The sequence below is a fragment of the Nitrosomonas sp. H1_AOB3 genome, from assembly GCF_015709435.1.
GTDB lineage: Bacteria > Pseudomonadota > Gammaproteobacteria > Burkholderiales > Nitrosomonadaceae > Nitrosomonas > Nitrosomonas europaea.
In genome coordinates this window covers 2,390,021-2,413,107 of the sequence record NZ_CP054389.1, presented here as the reverse complement: position 1 = coordinate 2,413,107, position 23,087 = coordinate 2,390,021, and the positions used below count along the sequence as shown (strand labels likewise).

The 23,087-nt window shown below is 53.2% G+C and carries 18 protein-coding genes, 1 pseudogene and 1 riboswitch; of the genes and pseudogenes, 9 read left to right on the top strand and 10 right to left on the bottom strand.

Going from position 1 to position 23,087, the window contains the following annotated elements:
• Positions 1-220: 220 nt before the first annotated feature.
• Both HRU73_RS11285 and flgM read right to left on the bottom strand, forming a co-directional pair.
• Positions 221-682 (bottom strand): flagella synthesis protein FlgN, encoded by a 462-nt coding sequence (locus HRU73_RS11285; RefSeq protein ID WP_011112939.1) that lies wholly within the window; start codon positions 680-682, stop codon positions 221-223.
• A gap of 7 nt (positions 683-689) precedes the next feature.
• A complete protein-coding gene (flgM, locus tag HRU73_RS11280) occupies positions 690-986 on the bottom strand; it encodes a flagellar biosynthesis anti-sigma factor FlgM (protein WP_143023781.1) in 297 nt (98 codons plus the stop codon).
• Positions 987-1,263: 277 nt separating this feature from the next.
• Between flgM and HRU73_RS11275 the strand changes: the two genes are divergently transcribed.
• The 3 genes from HRU73_RS11275 to HRU73_RS11265 are packed head-to-tail and all read left to right on the top strand — an operon-like array spanning position 1,264 to position 6,463.
• Positions 1,264-2,781, top strand: a complete 1,518-nt coding sequence (locus HRU73_RS11275) for an ABC transporter permease (RefSeq protein WP_287400075.1) — start codon at positions 1,264-1,266, stop codon at positions 2,779-2,781.
• Positions 2,778-4,859, top strand: a complete 2,082-nt coding sequence (locus tag HRU73_RS11270; RefSeq protein ID WP_287398743.1) for a dipeptide ABC transporter ATP-binding protein — start codon at positions 2,778-2,780, stop codon at positions 4,857-4,859. Before HRU73_RS11275 ends, HRU73_RS11270 begins: the two co-directional genes overlap by 4 nt.
• A complete protein-coding gene (locus HRU73_RS11265; protein WP_276818184.1) occupies positions 4,856-6,463 on the top strand; it encodes a peptide chain release factor 3 in 1,608 nt (535 codons plus the stop codon). Before HRU73_RS11270 ends, HRU73_RS11265 begins: the two co-directional genes overlap by 4 nt.
• Before the next feature lie 82 nt (positions 6,464-6,545).
• On the opposite strand, the gene HRU73_RS11260 is transcribed toward HRU73_RS11265, so the two are convergent.
• Both HRU73_RS11260 and HRU73_RS11255 read right to left on the bottom strand, forming a co-directional pair.
• Entirely contained in the window at positions 6,546-6,959 is a 414-nt protein-coding gene (locus HRU73_RS11260) for a type II toxin-antitoxin system VapC family toxin (RefSeq protein ID WP_287398742.1), read from the bottom strand.
• On the bottom strand, positions 6,956-7,198 hold the full coding sequence (locus tag HRU73_RS11255; RefSeq protein WP_287398741.1) for a type II toxin-antitoxin system Phd/YefM family antitoxin: 243 nt from the start codon (positions 7,196-7,198) through the stop codon (positions 6,956-6,958). Before HRU73_RS11255 ends, HRU73_RS11260 begins: the two co-directional genes overlap by 4 nt.
• 206 nt (positions 7,199-7,404) lie before the next feature.
• On the opposite strand from HRU73_RS11255, the pseudogene HRU73_RS11250 reads away from it, so the two are divergent.
• Positions 7,405-8,611: pseudogene (locus tag HRU73_RS11250) on the top strand (IS3 family transposase).
• A gap of 11 nt (positions 8,612-8,622) precedes the next feature.
• On the opposite strand, the gene HRU73_RS11245 reads toward HRU73_RS11250, so the two are convergent.
• From HRU73_RS11245 to HRU73_RS11235, 3 genes are all read right to left on the bottom strand, one after another.
• The gene (locus tag HRU73_RS11245) at positions 8,623-9,666 is read right to left on the bottom strand and encodes a TonB-dependent siderophore receptor (RefSeq protein WP_287398740.1); all 1,044 of its coding nucleotides are present in this window, start codon (positions 9,664-9,666) and stop codon (positions 8,623-8,625) included.
• 123 nt (positions 9,667-9,789) lie between these two features.
• Positions 9,790-10,842 (bottom strand): FecR domain-containing protein, encoded by a 1,053-nt coding sequence (locus HRU73_RS11240; RefSeq protein ID WP_287398739.1) that lies wholly within the window; start codon positions 10,840-10,842, stop codon positions 9,790-9,792.
• Positions 10,839-11,312: a sigma-70 family RNA polymerase sigma factor gene (locus HRU73_RS11235; RefSeq protein ID WP_287400074.1), complete on the bottom strand. Its 474-nt coding sequence runs from the start codon at positions 11,310-11,312 to the stop codon at positions 10,839-10,841. The genes HRU73_RS11240 and HRU73_RS11235 overlap by 4 nt, the downstream gene beginning before the upstream one ends.
• Before the next feature lie 395 nt (positions 11,313-11,707).
• Between HRU73_RS11235 and flhB the strand changes: the two genes are divergently transcribed.
• Genes flhB through HRU73_RS11210 form a run of 5 tightly spaced genes read left to right on the top strand, consistent with a single transcriptional unit; the run spans position 11,708 to position 17,831 of the window.
• Entirely contained in the window at positions 11,708-12,838 is a 1,131-nt protein-coding gene (gene flhB / locus HRU73_RS11230; RefSeq protein ID WP_287398738.1) for a flagellar biosynthesis protein FlhB, read from the top strand.
• Positions 12,839-12,885: 47 nt separating this feature from the next.
• Positions 12,886-14,970: a flagellar biosynthesis protein FlhA gene (flhA, locus tag HRU73_RS11225; RefSeq protein ID WP_276818188.1), complete on the top strand. Its 2,085-nt coding sequence runs from the start codon at positions 12,886-12,888 to the stop codon at positions 14,968-14,970.
• Positions 14,967-16,226, top strand: coding sequence for a flagellar biosynthesis GTPase FlhF (gene flhF, locus HRU73_RS11220; RefSeq protein ID WP_287398737.1), 1,260 nt, complete (start codon positions 14,967-14,969; stop codon positions 16,224-16,226). Before flhA ends, flhF begins: the two co-directional genes overlap by 4 nt.
• Complete coding sequence (locus HRU73_RS11215; RefSeq protein WP_276679424.1) at positions 16,213-17,106, top strand: AAA family ATPase; 894 nt, start codon at positions 16,213-16,215, stop codon at positions 17,104-17,106. Before flhF ends, HRU73_RS11215 begins: the two co-directional genes overlap by 14 nt.
• 14 nt (positions 17,107-17,120) lie before the next feature.
• The gene (locus tag HRU73_RS11210) at positions 17,121-17,831 is read left to right on the top strand and encodes an RNA polymerase sigma factor FliA (RefSeq protein WP_276679423.1); all 711 of its coding nucleotides are present in this window, start codon (positions 17,121-17,123) and stop codon (positions 17,829-17,831) included.
• Positions 17,832-17,843: 12 nt separating this feature from the next.
• On the opposite strand, the gene HRU73_RS11205 is transcribed toward HRU73_RS11210, so the two are convergent.
• The 3 genes from HRU73_RS11205 to HRU73_RS11195 all read right to left on the bottom strand — a co-directional run bounded on the left by HRU73_RS11205 (position 17,844) and on the right by HRU73_RS11195 (position 23,082).
• On the bottom strand, positions 17,844-19,019 hold the full coding sequence (locus tag HRU73_RS11205) for an MFS transporter (RefSeq protein WP_287398736.1): 1,176 nt from the start codon (positions 19,017-19,019) through the stop codon (positions 17,844-17,846).
• Positions 19,020-19,048: 29 nt separating this feature from the next.
• Entirely contained in the window at positions 19,049-19,627 is a 579-nt protein-coding gene (locus HRU73_RS11200; RefSeq protein ID WP_287398735.1) for a TMEM165/GDT1 family protein, read from the bottom strand.
• Between the two features lie 4 nt (positions 19,628-19,631).
• A riboswitch (yybP-ykoY riboswitch) is annotated at positions 19,632-19,804 on the bottom strand.
• A gap of 239 nt (positions 19,805-20,043) precedes the next feature.
• The gene (locus HRU73_RS11195; protein ID WP_287398734.1) at positions 20,044-23,082 is read right to left on the bottom strand and encodes an RNA-directed DNA polymerase; all 3,039 of its coding nucleotides are present in this window, start codon (positions 23,080-23,082) and stop codon (positions 20,044-20,046) included.
• Between the last annotated feature and the right edge of the window lie 5 nt (positions 23,083-23,087).

The following is a 23,087-nucleotide window of genomic DNA, read 5'->3' as shown; positions in this document are numbered from 1 at the left end:
TGGACAAACACAGGCGATCGGGTTGAAGAAAATTTTGCTTGAAAACCGAAAGTATTTTATATGAATTTGATCAGACTGGCACAAATACCCCGGTGAACGAATACAGCAACGCCATAAATCCTGTCTGACAGTGATTACAAAATCATGGCATTACCAGAAGACAGCTTCTGCTGAAAGATGTTTCACGTGAAACATCTCCCAAGCGAAGGCAGAGGATTCATCAGGTCGTTTGACCTTTGGTGTTATAGAGCGGAGGGCGTCCTGCAGCACTATGCAGGGCGTTCAATGTTCGACGTGTATATTGCAGCCAGCTGGAAGTAATGACTGCATTGGTTTGATTGAGCTGTTTTGCCAGATCAGCGAGGCCAAGCAGCTCTTCCCAGTCGCGAGCAACTGTCGATTCTTCATCGCTGCCAGATACCCAGGCATTCATTCCCTGCGTACCTTCAGGCAAACCGGCAGCATTCAGAAAGCGGTTGCGGCGCATATCCAGCCGTGCAAACTGGTCAATCAGCCGATCCTTGTCAGCAACCAGCAAAGCCAGATCATCCAGATTTCCTGCAGCGAGCAGGTTTCGCTCATGCTCGAGAAGCTCAAGAAACAAACGAATATTGTCCAGTTCAAGCTGGAGAATATATTCCAGTGAATCCTGATCCCGGGTGTTCGTCTGTATGTTGTTCATTCTGGATCTATCGTTTGTTTTGAATCAATTCTTTCACTGTTTCCAGCAGGCGATCTGCAACCACTTCCGGATTGACCTTGAAACGGCCCTCACTGATTGCCTGTTTGATTTCAGCCACCTTTGCAGTATTCATCGTTTCACTGCTCGCATCCAGCGACTGGATGCTCATTGAAAGTGAGCTGATATGGACGTTATTGCTTTCGCCAACTGCACCCGGTTTAGCGCTGTTTGCTCTGTCCATTTTTTTCTGCGAACCACCGGCAACGGTCTCTGTGCGTCCCGGGGGTATCTGATTTATTTTCACGATCGAATTTCCTTCTAAAATGAACATCCGTGTATAGTACGCTCGTCTAACGGCCGCTGATCGCAAAACTTTAATTAATACCGGAATATTTTTCCAGCGTTTCTGCTGACACCGTATTCAACCAGGCGACGGGTTTACAGGTAAACGGCCTGATCATCGTCGACTTTAATACTGAAAACCGCGATACGTCACCCCATCCTTCTATCCTGATTGATGTCACCGGTTGTTATTGCACTACAATAGCGCCTGTTACCGTTTGAATTTCATTCTAGCCATGATGTCTTTCGATCCCGTCATACTCTGGACAGATGCACTGATTTATCTGCTGTTGGCGGCAGGTATTGCTTTCGGTATTTATGCCAGACGACATGTGTATGTGCTGGCATCGTGGCGCAAGGTTACACATAGCGCCAGTGGAATGTCGGCACTGACCATCCTGCTATGTTTCATTCTGATCGGATTGCTCGATACGGTTCATTTTCGCCCGGTTCTGGAACAATCCGTGCGTAGTAGTGATGGAAAACAGCTATACAGTGCAGAAGTACTGAGTCTGCTCGATCTGCTGACTGCGCCGCTGCGTTTGCAAACGGAAAAAACCTATTCCGCGCCGCTGTCGGCTCATCTCTACGCGAAAGAAACGATCACAACGCCTGACGGAAATCAGATCAGAGACTTTGCCCGTCTGGTGCATGGTGGCGCACATTTGCAATACCCGGAAACGGAGCTGGTAGAAGATATTTTATGGCGATCCGCTTCCGGCGCTGGCGCGGGATTGCTGATCTGGATCGGGCTGGTCGCCGGTTTGGGCGGTGTAAAAGCACGACAATACCGGATTTCGTTTGTTCGTATGCAAACCGCGATATGGCGTGGCGCAACTGAAATACCCTGGCGTGCCATCCTGATGACATTCGCGATCATTCTGGCTGCCTGTGGTGCAATCGTGGCACTGGCGATGCACTATCATGTGCTGGGAACAGACAAGGTCGGCCAGGATGTATTGTATTTGTCCCTCAAAAGTATTCGAACCGGCCTTGTCATCGGAACGATGACAACACTGATCATGCTGCCGTTCGCCCTGCTGCTGGGAATTGCCGCAGGCTACTTTCGCGGCTGGATCGATGATGTCATCCAGTATATTTACACCACGCTCAGCTCCATCCCCAGTGTATTGCTGATTGCCGCAGCGGTACTGATGATGCAGGTCTATATCGAAACGCATGCCGACATGCTCGATACTGCTGCCGCACGTGCCGATCTGCGCCTGCTGTTTCTTTGCATCATCTTGGGCATTACCAGCTGGACGGGATTGTGCAGGCTGCTGCGCGGAGAAACCCTGAAGCTGCGCGAGATGGAATATATTCAGGCAGCACATGCATTCGGCGTGTCCCACTGGCGTATTCTTACCCGTCATATTTTGCCGAACGTCGTTCATATCGTCCTGATTACCACCGTCATGGATTTCAGCAGCCTGGTGCTGGCCGAGGCAGTACTTTCCTATGTGGGTGTGGGAGTGGATCCCTCGACCATCAGTTTTGGAACGATGATCAATGCTTCCAGACTGGAAATGGCGCGTGAGCCCATGGTCTGGTGGACATTGTTTGCCGCCTTCACCTTCATGTTTGCCCTGGTGCTGAGCGCCAATCTTTTTTCTGATGCAGTACAGAACGCATTCGACCCGCGCAACCGGACATTAGCTGGCGATCCAAACGGATTGCTCAACAATCAGACTGAAGAACAGGCCATGGCAGAAACGACCGGAACATTGCCTTCAGACAAGAACACCTCCCGTACATGACAGCGCTACTCGAAGTAACGGATCTCCGGGTGCTGCTGCATACCGGCCGGCAACCGGTACGCGCTGTGGACGGGCTGTCACTTGCCATCCATCCGGGCGAAACATTCGCGCTGCTGGGGGAATCCGGCAGCGGAAAATCCATCACGGCTCTTTCGATCATGCGCTTGCTGCCTGATACTGGAGAAATCGTGCATGGCAGTGTCCGGTTGAATGGAGATGAACTGCTGACCCTGCCGGAATCCGCCATGCGTAAAGTACGCGGTAATCGTATCGGCATGATTTTTCAGGAACCGATGCTCAGCCTGAATCCGGTAATGACCACCGGTGCACAGATCAGAGAAGTTTTACTGCAGCACTCCGGTTTACGTGGTGCGGCGTTACAGATACGCATTCTGGAACTTATGCGGCAGGTAGGTATTCCTGATCCCGCCCGACGCATGGCAGAGTTTCCGTTCCAATTCTCAGGTGGCATGAAACAGCGTGTCATGATCGCGATGGCGCTGGCAGGCAAACCGGAACTCCTCATCGCAGATGAACCTACGACTGCACTGGATGTAACGATTCAGGCCCAGGTACTTGATCTCATGCGTGGCTTGCAGCAGCAGGAGAACATGGCTGTTCTTCTGATCACCCATGATCTGGGCGTAGTGGCAGAAATGGCGCATCGCGTTGCTGTGATGTACGCAGGCCAAATCATTGAAATAGCAGATCAAGAACGTTTTTTCCAGTCACCGGCACATCCTTATTCACACAAGCTGTTTGCGGCACTGCCGACAAGAAAGAAACGCGATCAGGGACTGATTGTCATCCCGGGGAATGTTCCGGCTCTTTCAAAAGTATTTACCGGTTGCCGTTTTGCTGATCGCTGTGACCGGGCATGGGAAAAATGTCATCAGATCATTCCACCGTGGGTGGAAACCGCACCGCAGCATCATGTCCGCTGCCATCTTTATTCGGACGATTCCAGGGAACGGTCGCCTCAATCCCGGCTTCAATCGTTATCCGGGACAGCACGATCCGCACTGGATGATCTTCCGCTCAGCAGCCATACCTCTGATTCGACTCAGAGCAAACCACTTTTACGTGTAGATGATCTGAAAATACATTTCCCGGTGCATAAAGGATTATTCAAACGGGTAGCAGGCCATGTCAAAGCGGTCGATGGCGTATCACTGCAAATTGACGGCGGCAGAACGCTGGCACTGGTGGGAGAATCCGGTTGTGGCAAAACCACGGTAGGCAAAGGAATCATGCAGCTCATCCCGGTGACATCGGGCAGTGTTCGCCTGCAAGATAAGGAATTACGCGATCTGGATCGTAAACAACTGCTGCAAAAACGCTCTGCATTCCAGATCATTTTTCAGGATCCTTATTCGTCGCTCAATCCGCGCATGCGTATCGTCGAAATCATCGAAGAAGGAATACGGGCGCTTGGCCGGAATTCGGATAAAATCGCCGCCAGTGAAAAAAATCAGCACGATGTCGATACCTTGCTAATGCAGGTAGGTTTACCGGCAGAAGCCAAATGGCGCTACCCGCATGAGTTTTCCGGCGGCCAGCGCCAGCGGATTGCTATCGCACGTGCACTGGCGGTTGATCCACAACTGTTGATCTGCGACGAACCGACCAGTGCGCTGGATGTTTCGGTACAGGCACAGATACTCAATCTGCTGAAAACACTGCAACAGGAGCGCAGACTTGCCTATTTGCTGATCACCCATAATATAGCCGTCGTGGATTATCTGGCGGATGAAGTCGCGGTCATGTATCTGGGGAGAATCGTGGAAAGCGGGCGTACTGAAGAAGTGCTGGATGATCCCAAACATCCGTATACTCAGGCATTGTTGTCCGCAGTACCGACCTATGAACCCGGAAGCCAGCGTGAGGTCATCCGGTTACAGGGAGAGCCTCCTTCACCCGCCAATGTGCCGCCAGGTTGTCATTTTCATCCGCGCTGTCCGCACGTCATGCCAATCTGCCGGGAAGTTTATCCGGCTGTCAGCCGGTTCAGCGCCAGCCACACTACTTATTGTCATCTTTATCATTCAGTTTCTCAGGAGCCTCAGGATCTTCAATGACGATCGACCATGAAGTGAAGCGTCGTCGGACGTTTGCCATTATTTCTCACCCGGATGCCGGTAAAACCACACTCACGGAAAAACTGCTGCTGTTTGCCGGTGCCATTCATATCGCAGGGAGTGTCAAAGCACGTAAAGCCAGCCGTCATGCCACTTCCGACTGGATGGAAATTGAAAAGCAGCGCGGTATTTCCGTTGCCAGCTCGGTCATGCAAATGGAGTACCGCGATTGTGTGATCAATTTGCTGGATACCCCCGGCCACCAGGATTTTTCCGAAGATACTTACCGGGTACTGACCGCCGTCGATGCCGCGCTCATGGTCATCGATGCAGCCAACGGTGTGGAATCACAAACCTTGCGCCTGCTGCAGGTATGCCGTGCCCGCAATACCCCGATCATTACCTTCGTCAATAAACTGGATCGGGAAGTACGCGAGCCACTCGATCTGATCGACGAAATCGAACGTACACTCGGCATGGACGTAATTCCGTTCACCTGGCCGGTCGGTTCGGGCAAGCGTTTTCATGGCGTATATGATCTGCGCCACAAACTGATGCGTGTCTTTCGCGCCGGCATGGATCGTGTCGAACAGGAAGAGACAGCCATCATTACCAATCTGGAAGATCCGGCAATTTCAGAACGTTTCGGTGCAAATCTTGAACAGGCTCGCCAGGAAATCGAGCTGATTACCGGCGCAGCACCGGCATTCGATCAGACAGCATTTCTTGCCGGGCAGCAGACACCAGTATTTTTCGGCTCTGCCATCAATAATTTCGGCGTACAGGAAGTGCTCGATACACTGGTTGAACTGGCACCACCGCCAGGATCACGCAAAGCCATCCAGCGCGAAATTCAGCCCGCCGAAAAGAAATTTTCCGGCGTGGTTTTCAAGATTCAGGCCAATATGAACCCCGCCCACCGGGATCGCATTGCTTTCGTGCGGATTTGCTCAGGTGAATTCAGGCGAGGAATGAATCTCAAGGTGGTTCGCAGCGGCAAGGATGTGCGTACCAGCACGGTCGTTTCCTTTCTTTCACAACGACGTGAACTGCTGGAAACAGCCTACGCAGGCGATATCATCGGCATCCCCAACCACGGAACACTGCAACTGGCCGATACCCTGACCGAAGGAGATCACCTGCAATTTACCGGACTGCCCTTTTTTGCACCGGAGATTTTTCAAACGGTCGAAATCGCTGATCCGTTACGCAGCAAGCAGCTCAAACTGGGGTTGGCGCAGTTAGGTGAGGAAGGTGCCATACAGGTATTTCGCCCACACATCGGCAGCATGCTGCTGCTGGGTGCGGTCGGTGTATTGCAGTTTGAAGTCGTCACCCACCGTCTCAAACATGAATACGGTGTCGAGGCACGCATTGCTCCGGCCAAATATCAACTGGCACGATGGGTGACTGCCGAAACGCCTCAGGAACTGCAGCGTTTCATCGATGCCAATGCCCACCGTATCGCCTACGATGCGGTGAATGCGCCTACTTTTCTGGCTTCATTTTCCGCCGAAATCAGCGTAGCCGAAGAAAACTGGCCGGGCATTCGCTTCCATAAAATGCGCGAACATGCCGGCCTGATGTTTCAGACAGCCGGCTGATTTACAGGCAACTGGCTGTATTCGGGAACGACAAGCTCATCACAAAAGTTTTGAAGCTGGTAGAGATAAAACGATGGTGGGATTAAATCCTGAATACTTGAACGTTAACAATACCAGCCGCATCACATAATGCTTGATCGAGTGTGGCGAGTGGTAATTCAAAACGCTGGGCCAATTCCAGATAAGCAGCATCGTACAGTGTCAATCCGCATCGATCAGCCAAATGCAAAGTAGTGCGCCAGGCTTGATGATCTGTTTCGGTATCTACTATAACTGCTAGAGCAGCCAAATCAACCAGCGAAGCATCACGAAATGCTGCGTCAATTCTGTTTCGCCGAATTGCCATTTGGAGCGCATTACCTACTTCCAGACGCCAGAGCGATGGAACGATTGCACTCGTTTCCATCACTTGACGCAACACAGCATCGGCCTGTTGAGAATGTTCATCCTCAAACAACCAAGCTAATGTCATTGAACTATCCAGAACAAGACTCAAGGTCTACCCTCATTAATCAAATCCTTGATTTTAATATTTCCGAGTGTAATACCTCTTCTGCGTGCTGTAATATTAACGGCTGCCTGGCGTGCTTTAGTACGATCAAATTGTTCCTGGGCTGGAACCAAACGCGCCACCGCTTTACCATGCCGTGTAATAACGACTTCCTCGCCACTTTCAATCCAGTCCAGCAGCGTACCAAATTTATTCTTGGCTTCAAATGCTCCGATCTCTTTCATATAAAATTTCCTCAAAAAACAGACTAGCCTGCACCTAGACTAAATCATATTGTAAAATATTTTTAATCTCAAAATATGTGTTCTTCCTTTCTGACTTAGCAGCTATAGAAGCATTACCCTGGTAAAGGTGAGCTGCGCCCACAATGACGTAGGTTGAAAAAAGTGGAGTCCAACGTTTCGTAAAATGTGAGGAACGGAGGACAAGGATGGAACGACTACCGAAAGGGATCTACACGCCGGAATTTCGGGCGGAAGCGGTGAAGCTGGTGGAAGCGGAAGGGCTGTCGGTGGATGCGGCAGCGAAGCACTTGTTGGTGCCAAAGAGCAGTCTTGGCAATTGGGTGAGGGCATCGGGTACAGGCAGCCTGGCGAAGGTTGGGCAAGGTCAGCGGGTGCCGACGGAAACGGAAATTGAACTGGCGCGACTGCGCAAGGAATTGGCGGAAGTGAAACCGGAGCGTGATCTGCTAAAAAAATGTGCGGCGTATTTCGCGAAGGAGTCGCGGTGAGATACGCCCGGATCGAACAGTTGCGACAGCACCACGCGGTGGCGGCGATGTGTCGGATTCTGGACGTTTCGGAAAGCGGCTATCACGCTTGGCGCCAACGTCCGCCGTCAGCTCGTCAGCTCGTCAGCTCGTCAGCTCGTCAGCTCGTCAGCAAGAGAACCTCCGGCTGGAAACCGAGGTCAAGGCCGCGCATCAGCGGACGCGTGAAACCTACGGTCCCCGGCGCCTGCGGTCCGACCTGGCCGATCACGGCATCCAGACGAGCCTCTATCGCATCAAGCGGATACGCAGGAAACTCGGGCTGCGCTGCAAGCAGAAGCGGAAATTCAAGGCGACGACGGATTCGAGGCATGCTCTGCCACTGGCGCCCAATCTTCTCGATCGGCAATTCACCGTGGCGGCCCCCGATCGCGCCTGGGTCAGCGATATCACCTACGTCACCACCGACGAGGGCTGGCTCTATCTTGCCGGCATCAAGGATTTGTTCAACGGCGAACTGGTCGGCTACGCCATGTCCGAGCGGATGACCACGAGCCTGGTATCGCAAGCGCTCTTTCGCGCCGTCGCCGCCAAGCGGCCAGCAAGGGGGCTGATCCATCATTCAGATCGTGGCAGCCAGTACTGCGCCCACGCTTATCGAAAGCAACTGCAACAATTCGGCATGCAAGCTTCCATGAGCCGCAAGGGCAATTGTTGGGACAACGCGCCGATGGAGAGTTTCTGGGGTTCCCTGAAAAACGAGTTGGTGCATCACAGGCGCTTTACTACGCGCACACAAGCCCGGCAGGAAATCACCGAGTACATTGAAATCTTCTACAACCGAATTCGTAAGCAGGCGAGACTGGGATATCTGTCGCCGGCACAATTCACCCAGAAATACCATGCAAAACAGATAGCCGCTTAACCCGTTGGACTCTACGGTTGACGACCTACGTCATCGATAAATGACTCTTTGTCTTCATAGTCCAGTACAGCACGGCTGCGCAAACGGCCTTTCTCATCCCAGGGGCCGCCTGCTTCAAGGCGGGTACCATAGTTACTCCAGGAACCAATGCGACCTTCGATATTAAATACAGTGTCCGCCAATCCGCGCTTACGTACAACATTGACTGCACCGGCTGGGTTACCCACACCTTCCAGCAAGCCTTGAGCACCGCGCAGCACTTCAACCCGGTCCAAGTAGATAGAGCTGGCGGCGAAGGGGTTTCCCCAAAAGCTACCTCGCTGCAGTGGAACGCCATCATACTGGATGGTGTTGGTAATGAAACCACGTGAATATATGTCACTGCCACCCCCTGGCCGTGCGAACAAGGTAATTCCGGGAGTGTTTTCAAGCACTTTATCCAAGGTATCTAGTCTCAGATCATCTATTTTCTGACGAGTAATAACAGTTACCGATTGAGGGATATCTTTCAGCGATTGTTCACTCCCGAATAGGGTCACGTTTCGGGTGGCATAACTACCAGTACCTTCGGTTGTGGTGCCCAGTGTGTCGGCAGAAACTGTAATTGGGGGTAATACCGTGCTTCCCCCAGCTGCCACCCGGCGCAGCGAGTAACCACCACCCGGCTGGGGAGCAGCTTCGATACCGCTGCCGGCCAGCAACCGACTCAACGCAGAGGCAATACTGTAATTGCCGGATAATCCTTTGGATTGCCGGCCATCAAGTAGCGCAGCATCATAGTAAAGATTGACGCCGGCGGTATGCGCGAAATGATCCAGCGCTGCATCCAGCGGGCCGGCTGGCACATTAAAGGTGTGGATTTCGTCGGCAGCCGGCGGTGCCGCGGCCATCTCGACCGCAGCAGCGTGCAACAGCGGTACCGTTATGCTGACAAGCAAGCTCAACAGGATGCCCTGCAGGGTAATAGTCAGCAGCTTGTGCTGCAAACGGGAAAACAGTTGGATGAATCGGTTCCGATATTCCATACCGGAAAAAGGTAAACGGCTCAGGGTCATTTTTCAGTCTCGACAAGGTAAGTTATTAATGGTCTTCCTACCTGTTAAGCCGAACGAGGATCAAAACCCCTTCATTTTTCTGAAAATTTTTTTGCAGCCTTTTTTTCTTCCCTGTTTTTCCCGTCAGTGAAAATCTCGTGGTCCTACTGAAACCCAAAATCGGGTACGGTAAGTCACACTGATCGGCTGAATCTGTGTGAGGAATTGCAGTGTCCGATCGGTTTCCTTCACATGAAAAAGGCCGGACAAACGCAGATCGGCTACTCCTGGATCGCAGGTGATGTAACCGGGCCGGTAACGCGACAGCTCGCTCAGCAAATCCTGCAGACGGATGTTCCTGCCGGCGATGACACCTTTTTGCCAGCTGTCCGCTTCAAAGCCCTGCAAATCCGCCGGTAAGGTATCCTCCTCGACCAGCCAGCGACTCTCGCCGGGTTGCACGATGACAGGAAAACCACCATTCACCGGATGCAGTTCCACAGCGCCTTCCTGCACACTGATACGAGCACGATCCCTTTCCAGGCGGACCACGAAACGCGTACCCAGCGCCTGTATCCGGCCGAAGGGCGTATGTACCCAGAATGGACGTTTCATCGCAATACCGGTATCAACCCCGGTCGTAATGAAAATTTCCCCGCGCCACAGTACAACGAGACGGCGGAGCCCGGCCAGGTCGGTACTGACGGCACTGTCAGTGTTGAGTACGATGACGCTGCCATCGTCCAGCTGCAGTGTTTTCTGCTCACCGGTAGCCGTGCTGGCATCGGCCAGCAGGCGCTGCCACGGCGTATTTTCACGTATCACCCAGCCCGTACTCAGAGCGACGCCGGCCAGTGACAGCAGCTTGATAACATTGCGGCGGCTCAAGCCGCTATGTTCACGGTGACGTTGTGCGATTTGTAGTGTGTCATGCGCCAGCTTGGGGGATAGTTCGCCCAGATCAGCGTGAAAACCTTTCAAAGAGTGGATGCGCTGCCAGGCAAGACGATGCAAAGGATTAGCCTGCAGCCAGTACTCAAATGCCTGTTGCTGTGCAACAGTAGGCGTGTTGTAGTCGAGCCGGACTGCCCAGGAGATGGCAGCATCAACGACAGATTCGGGGAGCCGATCAGCGCTGTGATGCGATGCTTCCGTTGCTTGCGCAGTACCTTCCTGTGAAGAAACCTCGTTGGTCATGGTTCGAAACGCAGCGTGTAGCAACTGCGCAGCGCTTTGGTGATGTAGCGTTCCACTGTGGAGAGTGATACCCCCAGGTGCTCGGCAATTTGCGGGCAGGTCAGCCCGTCGAGCTGGGCCAGCAGGAAGGCGGTGCGTACCCGGGGTTTGAGCGAATCGAGCAACCTGTCGATCTCGATCAATGCCTCCAGAAAGATCAGCCGCGTCTCGGGTGCAGGCGCTTCAGGCTCCGGCAATGATGCCAGTGTTTCCAGCCAGGCCCGCTCCAGCTCACGCCGACGCCAGTGATCGATGACCAGACCATGCGCAATGGTAGAAAGATAAGCGCGCGGCTCATTCAGATGCACAGGCTGTTGCCGGGTAAGTATGCGCATGAACGTATCTTGCGCAATATCCGCAGCATCGCAGGCATTGCCCAGTTTGTGGCGCAACCAGTTATACAGCCAGCCGTGATGGTCGATATACAGAATTGGATTTGGTGTGCTGCAAGGTCAGTGGCCGGCACAGCGCTCCCCTCGTCATTGGTCAGGCACATATGCGGACACAAAAATAAAATGAGAACGATTCTTATTTTATAGGGTAAGGTACCCGCCTTGCAAGACTGGTCTGATAGATGACCAGATAACAGAAATGGCATTTCTTCAGCCAGGCAAGTCGTAATGATCCGATGTAGTTTGTGGTAATACAGGGTTACCTGCCATCCTTGTTTTCGCCTGATCAGGCGTAACAATCAATACATCTTTATCTTTTTTCTATTTGGATTTCCCTCCAGAATCATCCGATTAGCAACCTAAATCTTCGTTTGTTTGCCATATCACTTTCCAGGGGAGTGCGGATAATTCCGGTTCATCGAGAGGAATCCGCCATGGCAGACGATAACGATCTTGAACGTACCGAACCCGCGTCGCCCAGACGCCTGGAAAAAGCCAGAGAAGAAGGGCAGGTAGCGCGTTCGCAGGAATTGACCACATTTACCCTGCTGATCGCGGCTTCCAGCAGCTTGTGGGTGATCGGTTCGATCATCATTCAGAAGTTGTCTGCCGTATTAGAAGGCGGCCTGCGAATGGAACAGGAGGTTGCCTTCAATCCGGCGTTGTTGCTGCCCAGGCTGTTTCAACTGGCGCTCGACGGACTATTGGCCATTGCGCCTCTGCTGGGATGGCTGGTGATCATAGCACTGGTGGCTCCCATGCTGCTCAGCGGGTGGCTTTTCAGCTCCAAAGCACTGTTTCCGGATTTGAAACGCCTCAATCCGGTGAATGGACTCAAAAGAATATTTTCATCGCGCGGATTGATCGAGCTAGTCAAGGCCATCGCCAAGGTGATGGTCATTGGTGGTGTTGCTGCCGGGATTATCTGGAGTCACAAACAGGATGTACTCGATCTGGTTGGCATGCCGCTGGATACCAGCCTGATCAGCATGAGCAGATTGATCGGCCTGACTTTTATACTGATCGTCGGTGCCATGTTGCTGATCGTCGTCATCGATGTGCCTTTCCAGATATGGAATCACGCACGCCAGTTGCGCATGTCCCGGGAAGATCTGCGCAAGGAAGCCAAGGAAGATGAGGGTGATCCGCAAGTCAAGGGGCGCATCCGCAATATGCAGCGTCAAATAGCACGCCGCCGCATGATGGCGGAAGTCCCCAAAGCGGATGTCGTGGTCACCAACCCGACACACTATGCCGTCGCTTTGAAATATCAGGATCGCTCGATGCGTGCGCCGAAAGTAGTGGCAAAAGGAACACAACTGATCGCGGCCCGCATCCGTGAGCTGGCAGATGAACACCATATTCCGGTGCTCGAAGTGCCGCCGCTGGCGCGGGCACTGTATCACCATGTGGAACTGGATACCGAGATTCCTGAAACGCTCTATACCGCAGTGGCCCATGTGCTGGCCTATATTTTTCAGTTGAAACGGTATCAGACGACGGGTGGTATTGCTCCGCAGCTGTCATCGGAAATAGCGGTACCGGAAGAAATGGACCATGCCTGAAAGGCATTTATCTGACCCATACACAGTTATCAGAATCTGGATGCTGAATGAATAATATTCTGTCTTTATCTACCCTGGTGCGGGGTGGTCAACTGCAGAGTCTTGCAGGGCCGATGCTGATCATCATGATCCTGGCGATGATGGTTCTGCCACTGCCGCCCTTCGTGCTGGATGTGCTGTTTACTTTCAATATCGCACTGGCGGTGATCGTACTGCTGGTGAGCCTCTATTCGCGCAATGCACTCGAATTTGCTGTCTTTCCTACTGTTCTGCTGATCACGACCCTGTTGCGGCTTTCGCTGAACGTAGCGTCGACCCGGGTAGTACTGATGCATGGCCATACCGGCCCGGATGCTGCCGGTAAAGTCATCGAGGCATTCGGTCATTTTCTGGTGGGCGGTAACTATACGGTGGGTCTGGTGGTATTCATCATTCTGGTGGTGATCAATTTCGTCGTCATCACCAAGGGTGCCGGACGTATCGCTGAAGTCAGCGCCCGTTTCACACTGGATGCCATCCCGGGAAAACAGATGGCGATCGATGCTGATCTCAATGCCGGCCTGATCCGGGAAGATGAAGCACGCAAGCGGCGTGAGCAGGTTGCGCAGGAAGCCGATTTCTACGGTTCGATGGATGGCGCCAGCAAGTTCGTGCGCGGCGATGCGATCGCAGGCATTCTGATCATGCTGATTACCATTATCGGCGGGCTGGCCGTGGGTGTGCTGCAACATGATCTGAGTTTTGGCGATGCCGCCAAAAACTACACGCTGTTGACCATTGGTGACGGACTGGTGGCCCAGATTCCTGCGCTGATCATTTCCACAGCAGCCGGTCTGGTGGTCAGCCGGGTCAGCACCGATGAAGATCTCAGCCAGCAATTCGTGAGTCAGTTACTCAGCAAGCCACAAGTGCTGTGGCTGACGGCGGGTATCCTCGGCTCACTGGGACTGGTTCCGGGCATGCCGCACTTCGTTTTTCTGCTGCTGGCCGGAATGATTGGCACACTTGCCTATTACGTCACCCATCGTCCCGCTTCGCCTGCTGAAAAATCGGAAGAACCCGAGGTTGTTTCCAGCGAAGGGCAGGATGCCAGTTGGGAGGATGTGGTTCAGGTCGATACACTCGGACTGGAAGTCGGCTATCGTCTGATTCCGTTGGTCGACAAACAGCGTCAGGGTGATTTGCTCAAACGCATCAACGGCATACGCAAGAAATTTGCTCAGGAAATCGGCTTTCTTCCACCGGTGGTCCATATCCGGGATAACCTGGAACTACGCCCCAATGGCTACCGCATCACCATGAAAGGCTCGGTCATCGGCCAGGGAGAATCCTATAACGGTATGCATCTGGCAATCAATCCCGGCCAGGTCACCATGGCATTGCCAGGCAACAATACCGAAGATCCGGCATTCGGACTGCCCGCAGTCTGGATCGAGACAGAACAGCGAGAACTGGCCCAAACCAGCGGCTATACCGTAGTCGATGCCAGCACGGTCGTCACCACTCACCTGAATCACCTGATACGCATGCATGCTTCTGAACTGCTCGGGCGGGAAGAATTGCAGAAGCTGCTCGATCATCTGGGTCAGCGTTCGCCCAAACTGGCGGAAGATCTGATTCCCAAGCTGCTGCCGCTGGCAACGGTGCAGAAGATCCTGCAGCACCTGCTGGAAGAGGGGGTGAATATCCGTGACATGCGCACCATCATCGACACCCTGACCGAACATGCAGGGCGCACCCAGGATATCAGCGAACTGCTCGCACTGGTCAGAGTCGCGCTGGGGCGTGCCATCGTGGAGCAGTGTTTCCCGTCCGGCGCAGAAATGCAGGTCATGAGCCTGCACCCCGAACTGGAAACCATTCTGCTGCAGGTAGTGCAATCCGACCCTGTGGCGGACGGTGGGATCGAGCCCGGCCTGGCCGATACGCTGACACGTGAAGCCGGCAATGCAGTCAAGCGCCTGGAACAGATCGGGCTACCGGTCGTGCTGGTGGTACCGGATGCGATTCGCCTGCTGCTGTCCCGCTTCCTGCGCCGATCATTGCCTCAGTTACGGGTTCTGGCCCATTCCGAAATACCGGATACCAGAAAAATCAAATTCATATCGATCATTGGGGGTAACAAAAAATGAAAGTAAGAAAATTTTTGGCTGCCACCTCCCATGAGGTGTTACGCAAGGTCAAGGACGAATTGGGCCCGGATGCGGTCATTCTGTCGAACAAGCAGGTACCGGGCGGGATCGAAATCATGGCGCTGGCGGGCAAGGATATTTCCAGCCTCACCAGCGACACACCACCCGAAGCAACTTCACCGGCTGTCAAAACGGCTGCTGCACCCCGGCAAAAGCCTGCTCCCGAAAAAAAGCAGGCACCGCCTGTTCAGAAGCAACCCGCAGTGGCAGATATTCAGAGCGCGAATATCCTCCAGGAAATCCATGCCATGCGGCAGTTGCTGGAAGAACAATTGATCACCATGGGATGGAGCAATTTTTCGCAACGCGATCCCGGCGGGATGAAGGTGCTGCGCACGTTGCTGAGTGCGGGTTTCAGTCCGTTACTGTCGCGCCATTTGCTGGAGAAACTGCCGGCTGATCGCGACTTTGAACAAAGCCTGAAAAAAACCATTGCCTTGCTCACACTCAATTTACGTACCACAGCCGGTGACGAAATCATCGAACAAGGCGGGATTTATGCACTGATCGGTCCAACCGGTGTCGGTAAAACCACGACGACGGCAAAACTGGCTGCACGTGCCGTCATCCGCCACGGTGCCGACAAGGTGGCACTGCTGACCACCGACAGTTACCGTATCGGGGGGCACGAGCAGTTGCGTATTTACGGCAAGCTGCTGGGCATATCGGTACGCAGCATCAAGGATATCGACGATCTGCAGTTGATGCTGCACGAATTGCGCGGCAAACACATGGTACTGATCGATACCGTCGGGATGAGCCAGCGGGATCAGATGCTCGCCGAACAGATCACCATGCTGAGCCAGTGCGGAACGGAAGTAAAACACCTGCTGCTGCTCAACGCGACCAGCAGCGGAGATACGCTGGATGAAGTCATTTCCGCCTACCAGCAACACGGTATTCATGGCTGCATCATTACCAAGGTGGATGAAGCAGCCAGTCTGGGCATTGCGCTGGATGCGGTGATCCGGCGCAAACTGGTGCTGCATTACGTGACCAACGGCCAGAAGGTTCCGGAAGATCTGCACGAAGCCAATTCCCGTTACCTGTTGCATCGTATTTTCAAACCCTCGGCGGAAAACTCACCTTTTTCGCTGCAGGATCCGGAATTTGCAATGCTCATGGCGGGCAATTACGCCGATCAGTCAGTCACCAGACAGCAAACACGCGTCGAGGCAAGCCATGATCAGTCATAAAAAAGATCAGGCAGCCGGCCTGCGCGAGCTGACTGCGCTGGAACCCAACGCCGGGGTGCGTGTGTTTGCCGTGGTCGGTGGACGAACGGGGGTAGGCAAAACCAGTTCGGTCATCAATCTGGCTGTCGCACTGGCAAAAACGGGTAAACGCGTGCTGATTCTGGATGAAAACCCGCGCCACAAGGATGTCAATGCCAATCTCGGCCTCAGCGCGCGTTACGATCTGCTGCACGTCATCAATCAGGACAAAACACTTGAACAGGTGATGACACAAGGGCCGGAAGATGTGCTGGTATTGACGGCGATGCGCGGAATCCATTCGCTGGCGAAACTTTCGTCTGCTGATCAGGAACGGCTTATTCAATGCTTCAGCGAACTGTCCCAGACGGTGGATGTCGTGCTGATCGATACCGCGATCGGGCGAACCAGCCGGGTCGTCCCGCTGAGCCTGGCTTCCCAGCAGGTACTGATCGTGCTCTCCGCTTCCGGCAAGGCCATCACAGATGCGTACGCCCTGATCAAGCTCATCAGTCAGGAATATGCCCGACGGGATTTTCTGGTGCTGGTCAACAAAGTGGAATCAGAAAGCATGGGGCGCGATATTTTCGAGAACATTGCCGGTGTTGCTCAAAAGCACCTGGCAGTCAAGCTGGAGTGGATGGGATGCATTCTATTCGATGAAAAACTGCAACGCTCGACCCGACTTTGCCAGCCGGTAGTGGAAATTTTCCCGACATCCGAATCGGCCGCAGGTTACCGGCAGCTGGCTGAAAAGCTGATGCGGTGTGCCGGGCCCTGGACAGATAACGACGGGGTGGAGAATTTCATGCGCAGACTGATTCGTACCAGTCATCTTGATACAGCGGATTTTACGGTGTGAATGTGAGAGAACCTATGTATACCGAAACAGGGATCGTCGACAAAGACCAGTTCATTACGGAATTTACGCCACTGGTCAAACGGATTGCCCATCACATGATGGCCAGACTGCCAGCCAGCGTTCAGGTCGATGATCTGATCCAGGCGGGGATGATCGGCCTGCTCGATGCCATCAACCGTTATGAAGGTTCTTATGGTCGCCAGTTTGAAAGCTACGCTGCCCAGCGTATTCGTGGCTCGATTCTGGATGAATTGAGAGAAGCAGACTGGCTGCCGCGCAGCCTGCGCAGAAAAATGCGCCAGATAGAAACTGCCATGCGGGCTCTGGAACAGCGCCTTGGCTACCCGCCCAGTGAACAGGAAATCGCCAATGAACTGAATCTGCCGCTGGTCGAATATCAGGAAATGCTGCAGGAGGCGGGTGGCGGACAACTGATCTATTACGAGGATTTTCAGGAAGACGAAGAAGATCATTTTCTCGATCGTCTACGCGGCGACCAAAGTAACGAGCCGCTGGATCGGCTGCTGGAGAAGAATCTGCGGGAACTGCTGGTGGCCGCAATCGAGAAACTGCCTGCCAAGGAAAAACTGGTCATGGGGATGTATTACGAGCAGGAAATGAATCTGCGCGAAATCGGTAAAGTACTGGGAGTCAGTGAATCACGTGTCTGCCAGTTGCATACTCAGGCCATTTCCCGTTTACGCACCCGTTTGCGGGACAAGTAATCATCGTTCTGATCAAAACCTTTTGAGCAAGCCAAGCAATGCAACGCCAGAGAATACGGCACCCGCATAGAAAGTGAACGATGCTCCGAGCTGATCCCACAGCAGGCCGGCTACTGCACTGGCAATCAGCATGGCAATACCACTCACCAGATTGAAGAATCCGAAAGCGGTACCCCGAAGATCAGCAGGGGCCGCATCGGCCACCATCGTCGCCAGCAGGCCTTGCGTCATGCCCATGTGAGCGCCCCACAACGCAACGCCAGCGAGTACCGTTATCCAGTGATCATCCAGTGCCAGAATCAGATCGGCGGCGATCAGTACCACCAGGCCCAGTGCCAGCAGCAGCTTGTGATTCATTCGATCGGACAGCTTGCCGAAAGGATAGGCCGATGCTGAGTACACGACATTCATCACCACCATCACCAATGGCACCAGCGCCACGGCAATTCCACTCTGCTGGGCCCGCAGTACCAGGAATGCTTCACTGAATCGGGCCAATGTAAAAACGGCTCCCACGCCGACCACCCACCAGTATGCGCTACTCAATCGCTTGAGGTTTTCCGGGCGAATCGGATTGATACGTTTTTCGCCGACATGGCGATCAGGTTCATGCACACCAAACAGCAGCAGTGCAACCGCGAGCAGCCCCGGAACAACGGCCACCCAGAATACCGCTCGAAAATCATCGGCCCATAACAGCATCAGACCAACGGCCAGCAGTGGCCCCAGGAAAGCGCCCACCGTATCCAGTGACTGCCGAAGACCAAACGCTGCGCCACGTATTTCAGGCGGTGCAATATCGGCCACCAGGGCATCACGCGGCGCACCACGCACGCCCTTGCCGATCCGATCCAGCAGACGTGCTGTCAGCACAACGCCGATACCCGGCGCAATGGCAAAAAGCGGTTTGGTCAACGCACCCAAAGCGTAGCCGAATACCGCCAGACCCTTACGTTTACCGAACCAGTCACTCAACACGCCTGAAAAAACCTTGACGATCAGTGCTGTCGATTCAGCCAGACCTTCGATCAGGCCAACGACAAAGGCGCTTGCACCCAAAGTGCCTACCATGAACAACGGCAACAGGCTGTGGATCATCTCTGAGGAAATATCCATCAGCATACTCACGCAGCCGAGCACCCAAATACCGGCCGGGATTTTTGTCCGTTGATTGTTTTCTGTTGTCATGTTGGATTAAAAAGAAAATCGGATCCGATTCAGAACCCGAGCTTTGATCCGGCGCCGAGCAATGTCGCAACACCCAGTAAGGCAAAGACCGCGGCAGCAATCGAGTGAACGAGTTTCATCGGAATTCTGGTCGCCAATTTTTCACCGGCAAAAACGACCGGGATATCGGCAATCAGCATGCCGAGCGTCGTACCCATCACGACCATGAATGGAGTTCCGTAGTGAGCCGCCATTGTAATCGTCGCAATCTGAGTCTTGTCACCTGTTTCAGCAAGAAAAAAAGTGATCAGCGTAGCACCGAAAATACCGAATTTCCCGGCGATCCAGGTTTCTTCCTGTTCGATCTTGTCCGGAATCATCGTCCAGATTGCCATGCCGATAAACGAAAGACCCAGAATCCAGCGCAGGATTTCGGGGCTGACAGCACCTGTGATCCAGGCACCGAGAAGACCAGCAAGACCATGATTGATGAGCGTTGCAACCAGAATACCCAGGATGATGGGAATCGGTTTTTTGAAGCGGGCAGCAAGAATGAAGGCGAGGAGCTGAGTTTTATCGCCGATCTCAGCAAGGGCAACGACTCCGGTCGAAACGAGGAAGGATTCCATCAATGTTCTCCGGCCGGTTTACAGACGATTGACCACGACGCCTCCCCGGCCAAATCGGAGGCATTGTGGTCAAAGGTCTTGCCAGGCTTAGAACCGCTTACGCCATGACCTGCCGGCCAAGTATGTTGACGTAAGCCTCCTCGAAACGAAGAGCGGCTACTCCCCAATGACCGGCAAATTGTAACAGGTAGCCTGCTTCGAATCATGTTGCCGTTGCTGTAATCTCTAAACTTGAACTGGAAAAGGTAGTGACTTCAGGAACATTTGTAGCTACTGGTACAGTGGCGACAACAGGCAGGTAGTGGTGTAGAACCTGCTTCTCTGTGATATTCGCTCAAAAGATCATTGAAGCACAGAATAGGCATTTGCTCAGGCTGTTGATCTTGAAAAACCTCGTGCAGTGATCATCCACTTATTCATCCCCTATCTTCTTCAGGCAACACCTTGCGACTGTGATCCATTGCATCATTGAATCCATCCGGTACCGGCTTGAATGGTTTGCCGGGTGAACGATGACTGCTCTGGAACTGGCGCAGGGACTGCACGTCGATTTCACCAATCACGCAGTAGTCAGTGATACCACCTTTGACCCGAAGCACATCACGTTTCCAACTATCCTTGTAGGGTGCACGGATACGGCTGTCGCCATATTGCCGGTCGTTGCACTGGATGATGTAGGCGTGGATGTCCAATGCGGCGGACTCCACCAACGCATTGAAGGTTTCGGTATCGGGGTTCCATTCCGGCACGAACAGCACATCTACCTTGCCACGCAGATCAGCGCGATAACGGATATTGGTCAGCTCGCTGCAAATCAGTATGGCGAAGCGCAAGTCGCCGTGCTGAATGATGGGAGGTGCTTTCCACGCCTTGTTCGGCTTCATTTCCAACCCGGCCAGGCGCTGTAGCTCCTGCTCTTCATGCAATGCGGGCCGCTGCTTGTCCTGCCGATAAATCATCAGCGAGGGAAACCCTAAACCATCATGTGACAAGGCTGCCCATATTTGATTGCGTACTCGTGCCTTGCTGGCATGCAGGTATTCGATGCCAGTGATCAGCGAAATTCCACGACCTTGCAACTTGCGAGCAATACGGACAAACCAGTGCGCAGGCAGCGCCAACTCCGGCAGGATCAGATAACAACTTTCCCTTGGTTGAGCTATTACACCATCCAGCAATCGACATAGTCGTACATATCGGTCAGCATCCGGGTCAGGCATTCGCATCACAGATGCGATCCAACTCTCCATTTGCGTTTTCCAACTGGAAACGACAATGCCGCACTTGCGTGGAGCGGCACCGTCTGGTATCTGCAATATGTTATTTTTATCGAAGAGAGGCGCTTTTTCTCCTAACTCAAAACCCCGCACTGCCACCACCACATCCTGCATGGTGCGCTGCTCAGCCTTAGCGTAGGCATGACGATTCAGAATGAATAGTTCTGGCAAGTTGTAAGGGCGAGTAGCGAATAGCAAACCATTTGGCAGATACTTGAAGCCGATCCATTTGGCAAGCGTCCAAGCACCATTGATTACATTGTCCGGTAGCAGTTCGGCAGCTCTATCACAGTTGAGCACGGTCTTTTTAGCGGGAATACCATGCTGGGCCACCATTTCCTTCGGCAGCCCCATGAAGCGGAAAGGCATATGTGCAAGATCAAATGAGAATAGACGGGCCTGCTGTGTTTGAAAGTCTTTGGCGGACAACGGCCAGGACAGAAAAACATCAAGATCGACGGCCGGATGACAGTCGGCCATGTAAGTTTGCCACGCCTGCTTGCCTTCTTTGGATAAGCGGGGCGGGAATGCAGCCGTGATGCTCTCGCGGATACTGGTGAAAAGCTGCCCTTTCCAACGCCTCAGCATCTCCGTATCATCCGGCTTCTCTTCACCTTCTGGCCACGCCTTGATAACGATGTCGCATTGTTCCTGCACCCGTTTACAGAGCCCTTCCAGAGTTTTAATGATCCGATGCAGATCGGCAAAGTCTTCACAGACAGTCGCCAAGCGAATGACTCGCGGCAGATAGACAGCCAGATCGAAAAACTGTGGTAATACCAGCACATGCTGAATGAAGGCGCGAAAAAAAGCACGACGATGTTCTACCCACGCTTTGGGCAACAGATCACGCTCATAGGCTTCGAAGTCACGCAGCTTGATGGCGAAACCCGCCCGGCGCATGGTCAGCGCATCCGCCTTGCGCAGATTGTCAGCTATCTCACCGTCATTTTGTGTTGCAGCCAGCAGGTCAGTTCCCACATGCGTGGCTGACCGAGGCAGCCGTGGCATGGCTCGCCATTCGCTGGCACGCTCGTGAATCTGGTGGGCAATGGCATCCACCAAGGTCTTCCCCGGTTCACCTGCCAGAATGAATACCTTGTTTTTGCCATTAGCGAAGTGAACCTGGCTCTTCCCCTCACCTTCGCTGAGGTACGCGGGCTTAAAGCAAATCTGCTTTTGTTTCCGATCCACCCAGCCCAGTTTTTTGTCGGCACGGGCAAACAACCATTCCCATAGCTCCACCGTCGAACAAAAGCCTGCTCCATTCTCCATGACCAGCAGAATGTCATCGACATAGCGCCCGTAATAGATCGGCGCAACTTGCTGTTCAACGAAGCGATCCAGCTCGATCAGTGCAATGTTGGCAACGATAGCTGATGCGGGTAGGCCAACAGGCAAGCCTTTCTTCAAGGGTGTTGCCGCTGCCCACGCTTGCAAGGCACGAATGAACAAACGATGCAGCTTGGCATGCTCTTCTATCAGCTCCAGCCCCAGCACATCGGTGATGAAAGCTGGGTTCAGCATAAAGCCGGGATTCAGTTCGTGATAGAAAGAGCGGACATCTGCTGTCAATGCCACGATCTTTTTATCAACATCCAGCGCGATACGCATGGCAACGATCCCGTTATCGCGCCAATCACGAAAAGGCTTGAGATAAGGTTTGAACGAGCCGAGTGACAACGTGTTGATGCCTTTGTCATCTTGTTTGAGGCGCAAGCGGTTGCCATAGGCGCATCCGCTTAACTTAGCATCAAACAGGTGGCCAACTTCGAGCATCCACAGCGTGGATAGAACATGAAAGTCCAGACTGCATTGGGCCATCACCCGAAATTTGGCCTTTGGTTTTTCGGGCATTTTCTTATCCGCCAAGGTTTTGACTGCGTGCTCCCATTCCTCGGTAGGTGATGAAAAAATCAGGCCACTGCCATGGTTTTTTTTATGTTTTTTCCAACAATCCACATCAACGGACTTGGGTACCAATATCCAAGTGCCGACAAACTCGGGTGATGTAACCCATGATTCATCATCGCCATTAATCTTTTCCAGCAGTGTAGAAAGATTGGCATACAGGTCTTCTTCGTATTTTGCAATTGCATCCAGAGAAGCATGGGACGAGTAATACAGATCGACTTTTGCTTTGCGATAGGCAAGGCCAAGGCTCTGAAGGTTGGTCATGAGTT

What these genes read in the sequence shown, in the direction of transcription:
- HRU73_RS11285 (WP_011112939.1), bottom strand. Translation starts at nt 682, where the DNA reads ATGAACAACATACAGACGAACACCCGGGATCAGGATTCACTGGAATAT.
- HRU73_RS11275 (WP_287400075.1), top strand. Translation starts at nt 1,264, where the DNA reads ATGTCTTTCGATCCCGTCATACTCTGGACAGATGCACTGATTTATCTG.
- HRU73_RS11270 (WP_287398743.1), top strand. Translation starts at nt 2,778, where the DNA reads ATGACAGCGCTACTCGAAGTAACGGATCTCCGGGTGCTGCTGCATACC.
- HRU73_RS11265 (WP_276818184.1), top strand. Translation starts at nt 4,856, where the DNA reads ATGACGATCGACCATGAAGTGAAGCGTCGTCGGACGTTTGCCATTATT.
- HRU73_RS11255 (WP_287398741.1), bottom strand. Translation starts at nt 7,198, where the DNA reads ATGAAAGAGATCGGAGCATTTGAAGCCAAGAATAAATTTGGTACGCTG.
- HRU73_RS11245 (WP_287398740.1), bottom strand. Translation starts at nt 9,666, where the DNA reads ATGACCCTGAGCCGTTTACCTTTTTCCGGTATGGAATATCGGAACCGA.
- HRU73_RS11240 (WP_287398739.1), bottom strand. Translation starts at nt 10,842, where the DNA reads ATGACCAACGAGGTTTCTTCACAGGAAGGTACTGCGCAAGCAACGGAA.
- flhB (WP_287398738.1), top strand. Translation starts at nt 11,708, where the DNA reads ATGGCAGACGATAACGATCTTGAACGTACCGAACCCGCGTCGCCCAGA.
- flhA (WP_276818188.1), top strand. Translation starts at nt 12,886, where the DNA reads ATGAATAATATTCTGTCTTTATCTACCCTGGTGCGGGGTGGTCAACTG.
- flhF (WP_287398737.1), top strand. Translation starts at nt 14,967, where the DNA reads ATGAAAGTAAGAAAATTTTTGGCTGCCACCTCCCATGAGGTGTTACGC.
- HRU73_RS11215 (WP_276679424.1), top strand. Translation starts at nt 16,213, where the DNA reads ATGATCAGTCATAAAAAAGATCAGGCAGCCGGCCTGCGCGAGCTGACT.
- HRU73_RS11210 (WP_276679423.1), top strand. Translation starts at nt 17,121, where the DNA reads ATGTATACCGAAACAGGGATCGTCGACAAAGACCAGTTCATTACGGAA.
- HRU73_RS11205 (WP_287398736.1), bottom strand. Translation starts at nt 19,019, where the DNA reads ATGACAACAGAAAACAATCAACGGACAAAAATCCCGGCCGGTATTTGG.
- HRU73_RS11200 (WP_287398735.1), bottom strand. Translation starts at nt 19,627, where the DNA reads ATGGAATCCTTCCTCGTTTCGACCGGAGTCGTTGCCCTTGCTGAGATC.
- HRU73_RS11195 (WP_287398734.1), bottom strand. Translation starts at nt 23,082, where the DNA reads ATGACCAACCTTCAGAGCCTTGGCCTTGCCTATCGCAAAGCAAAAGTC.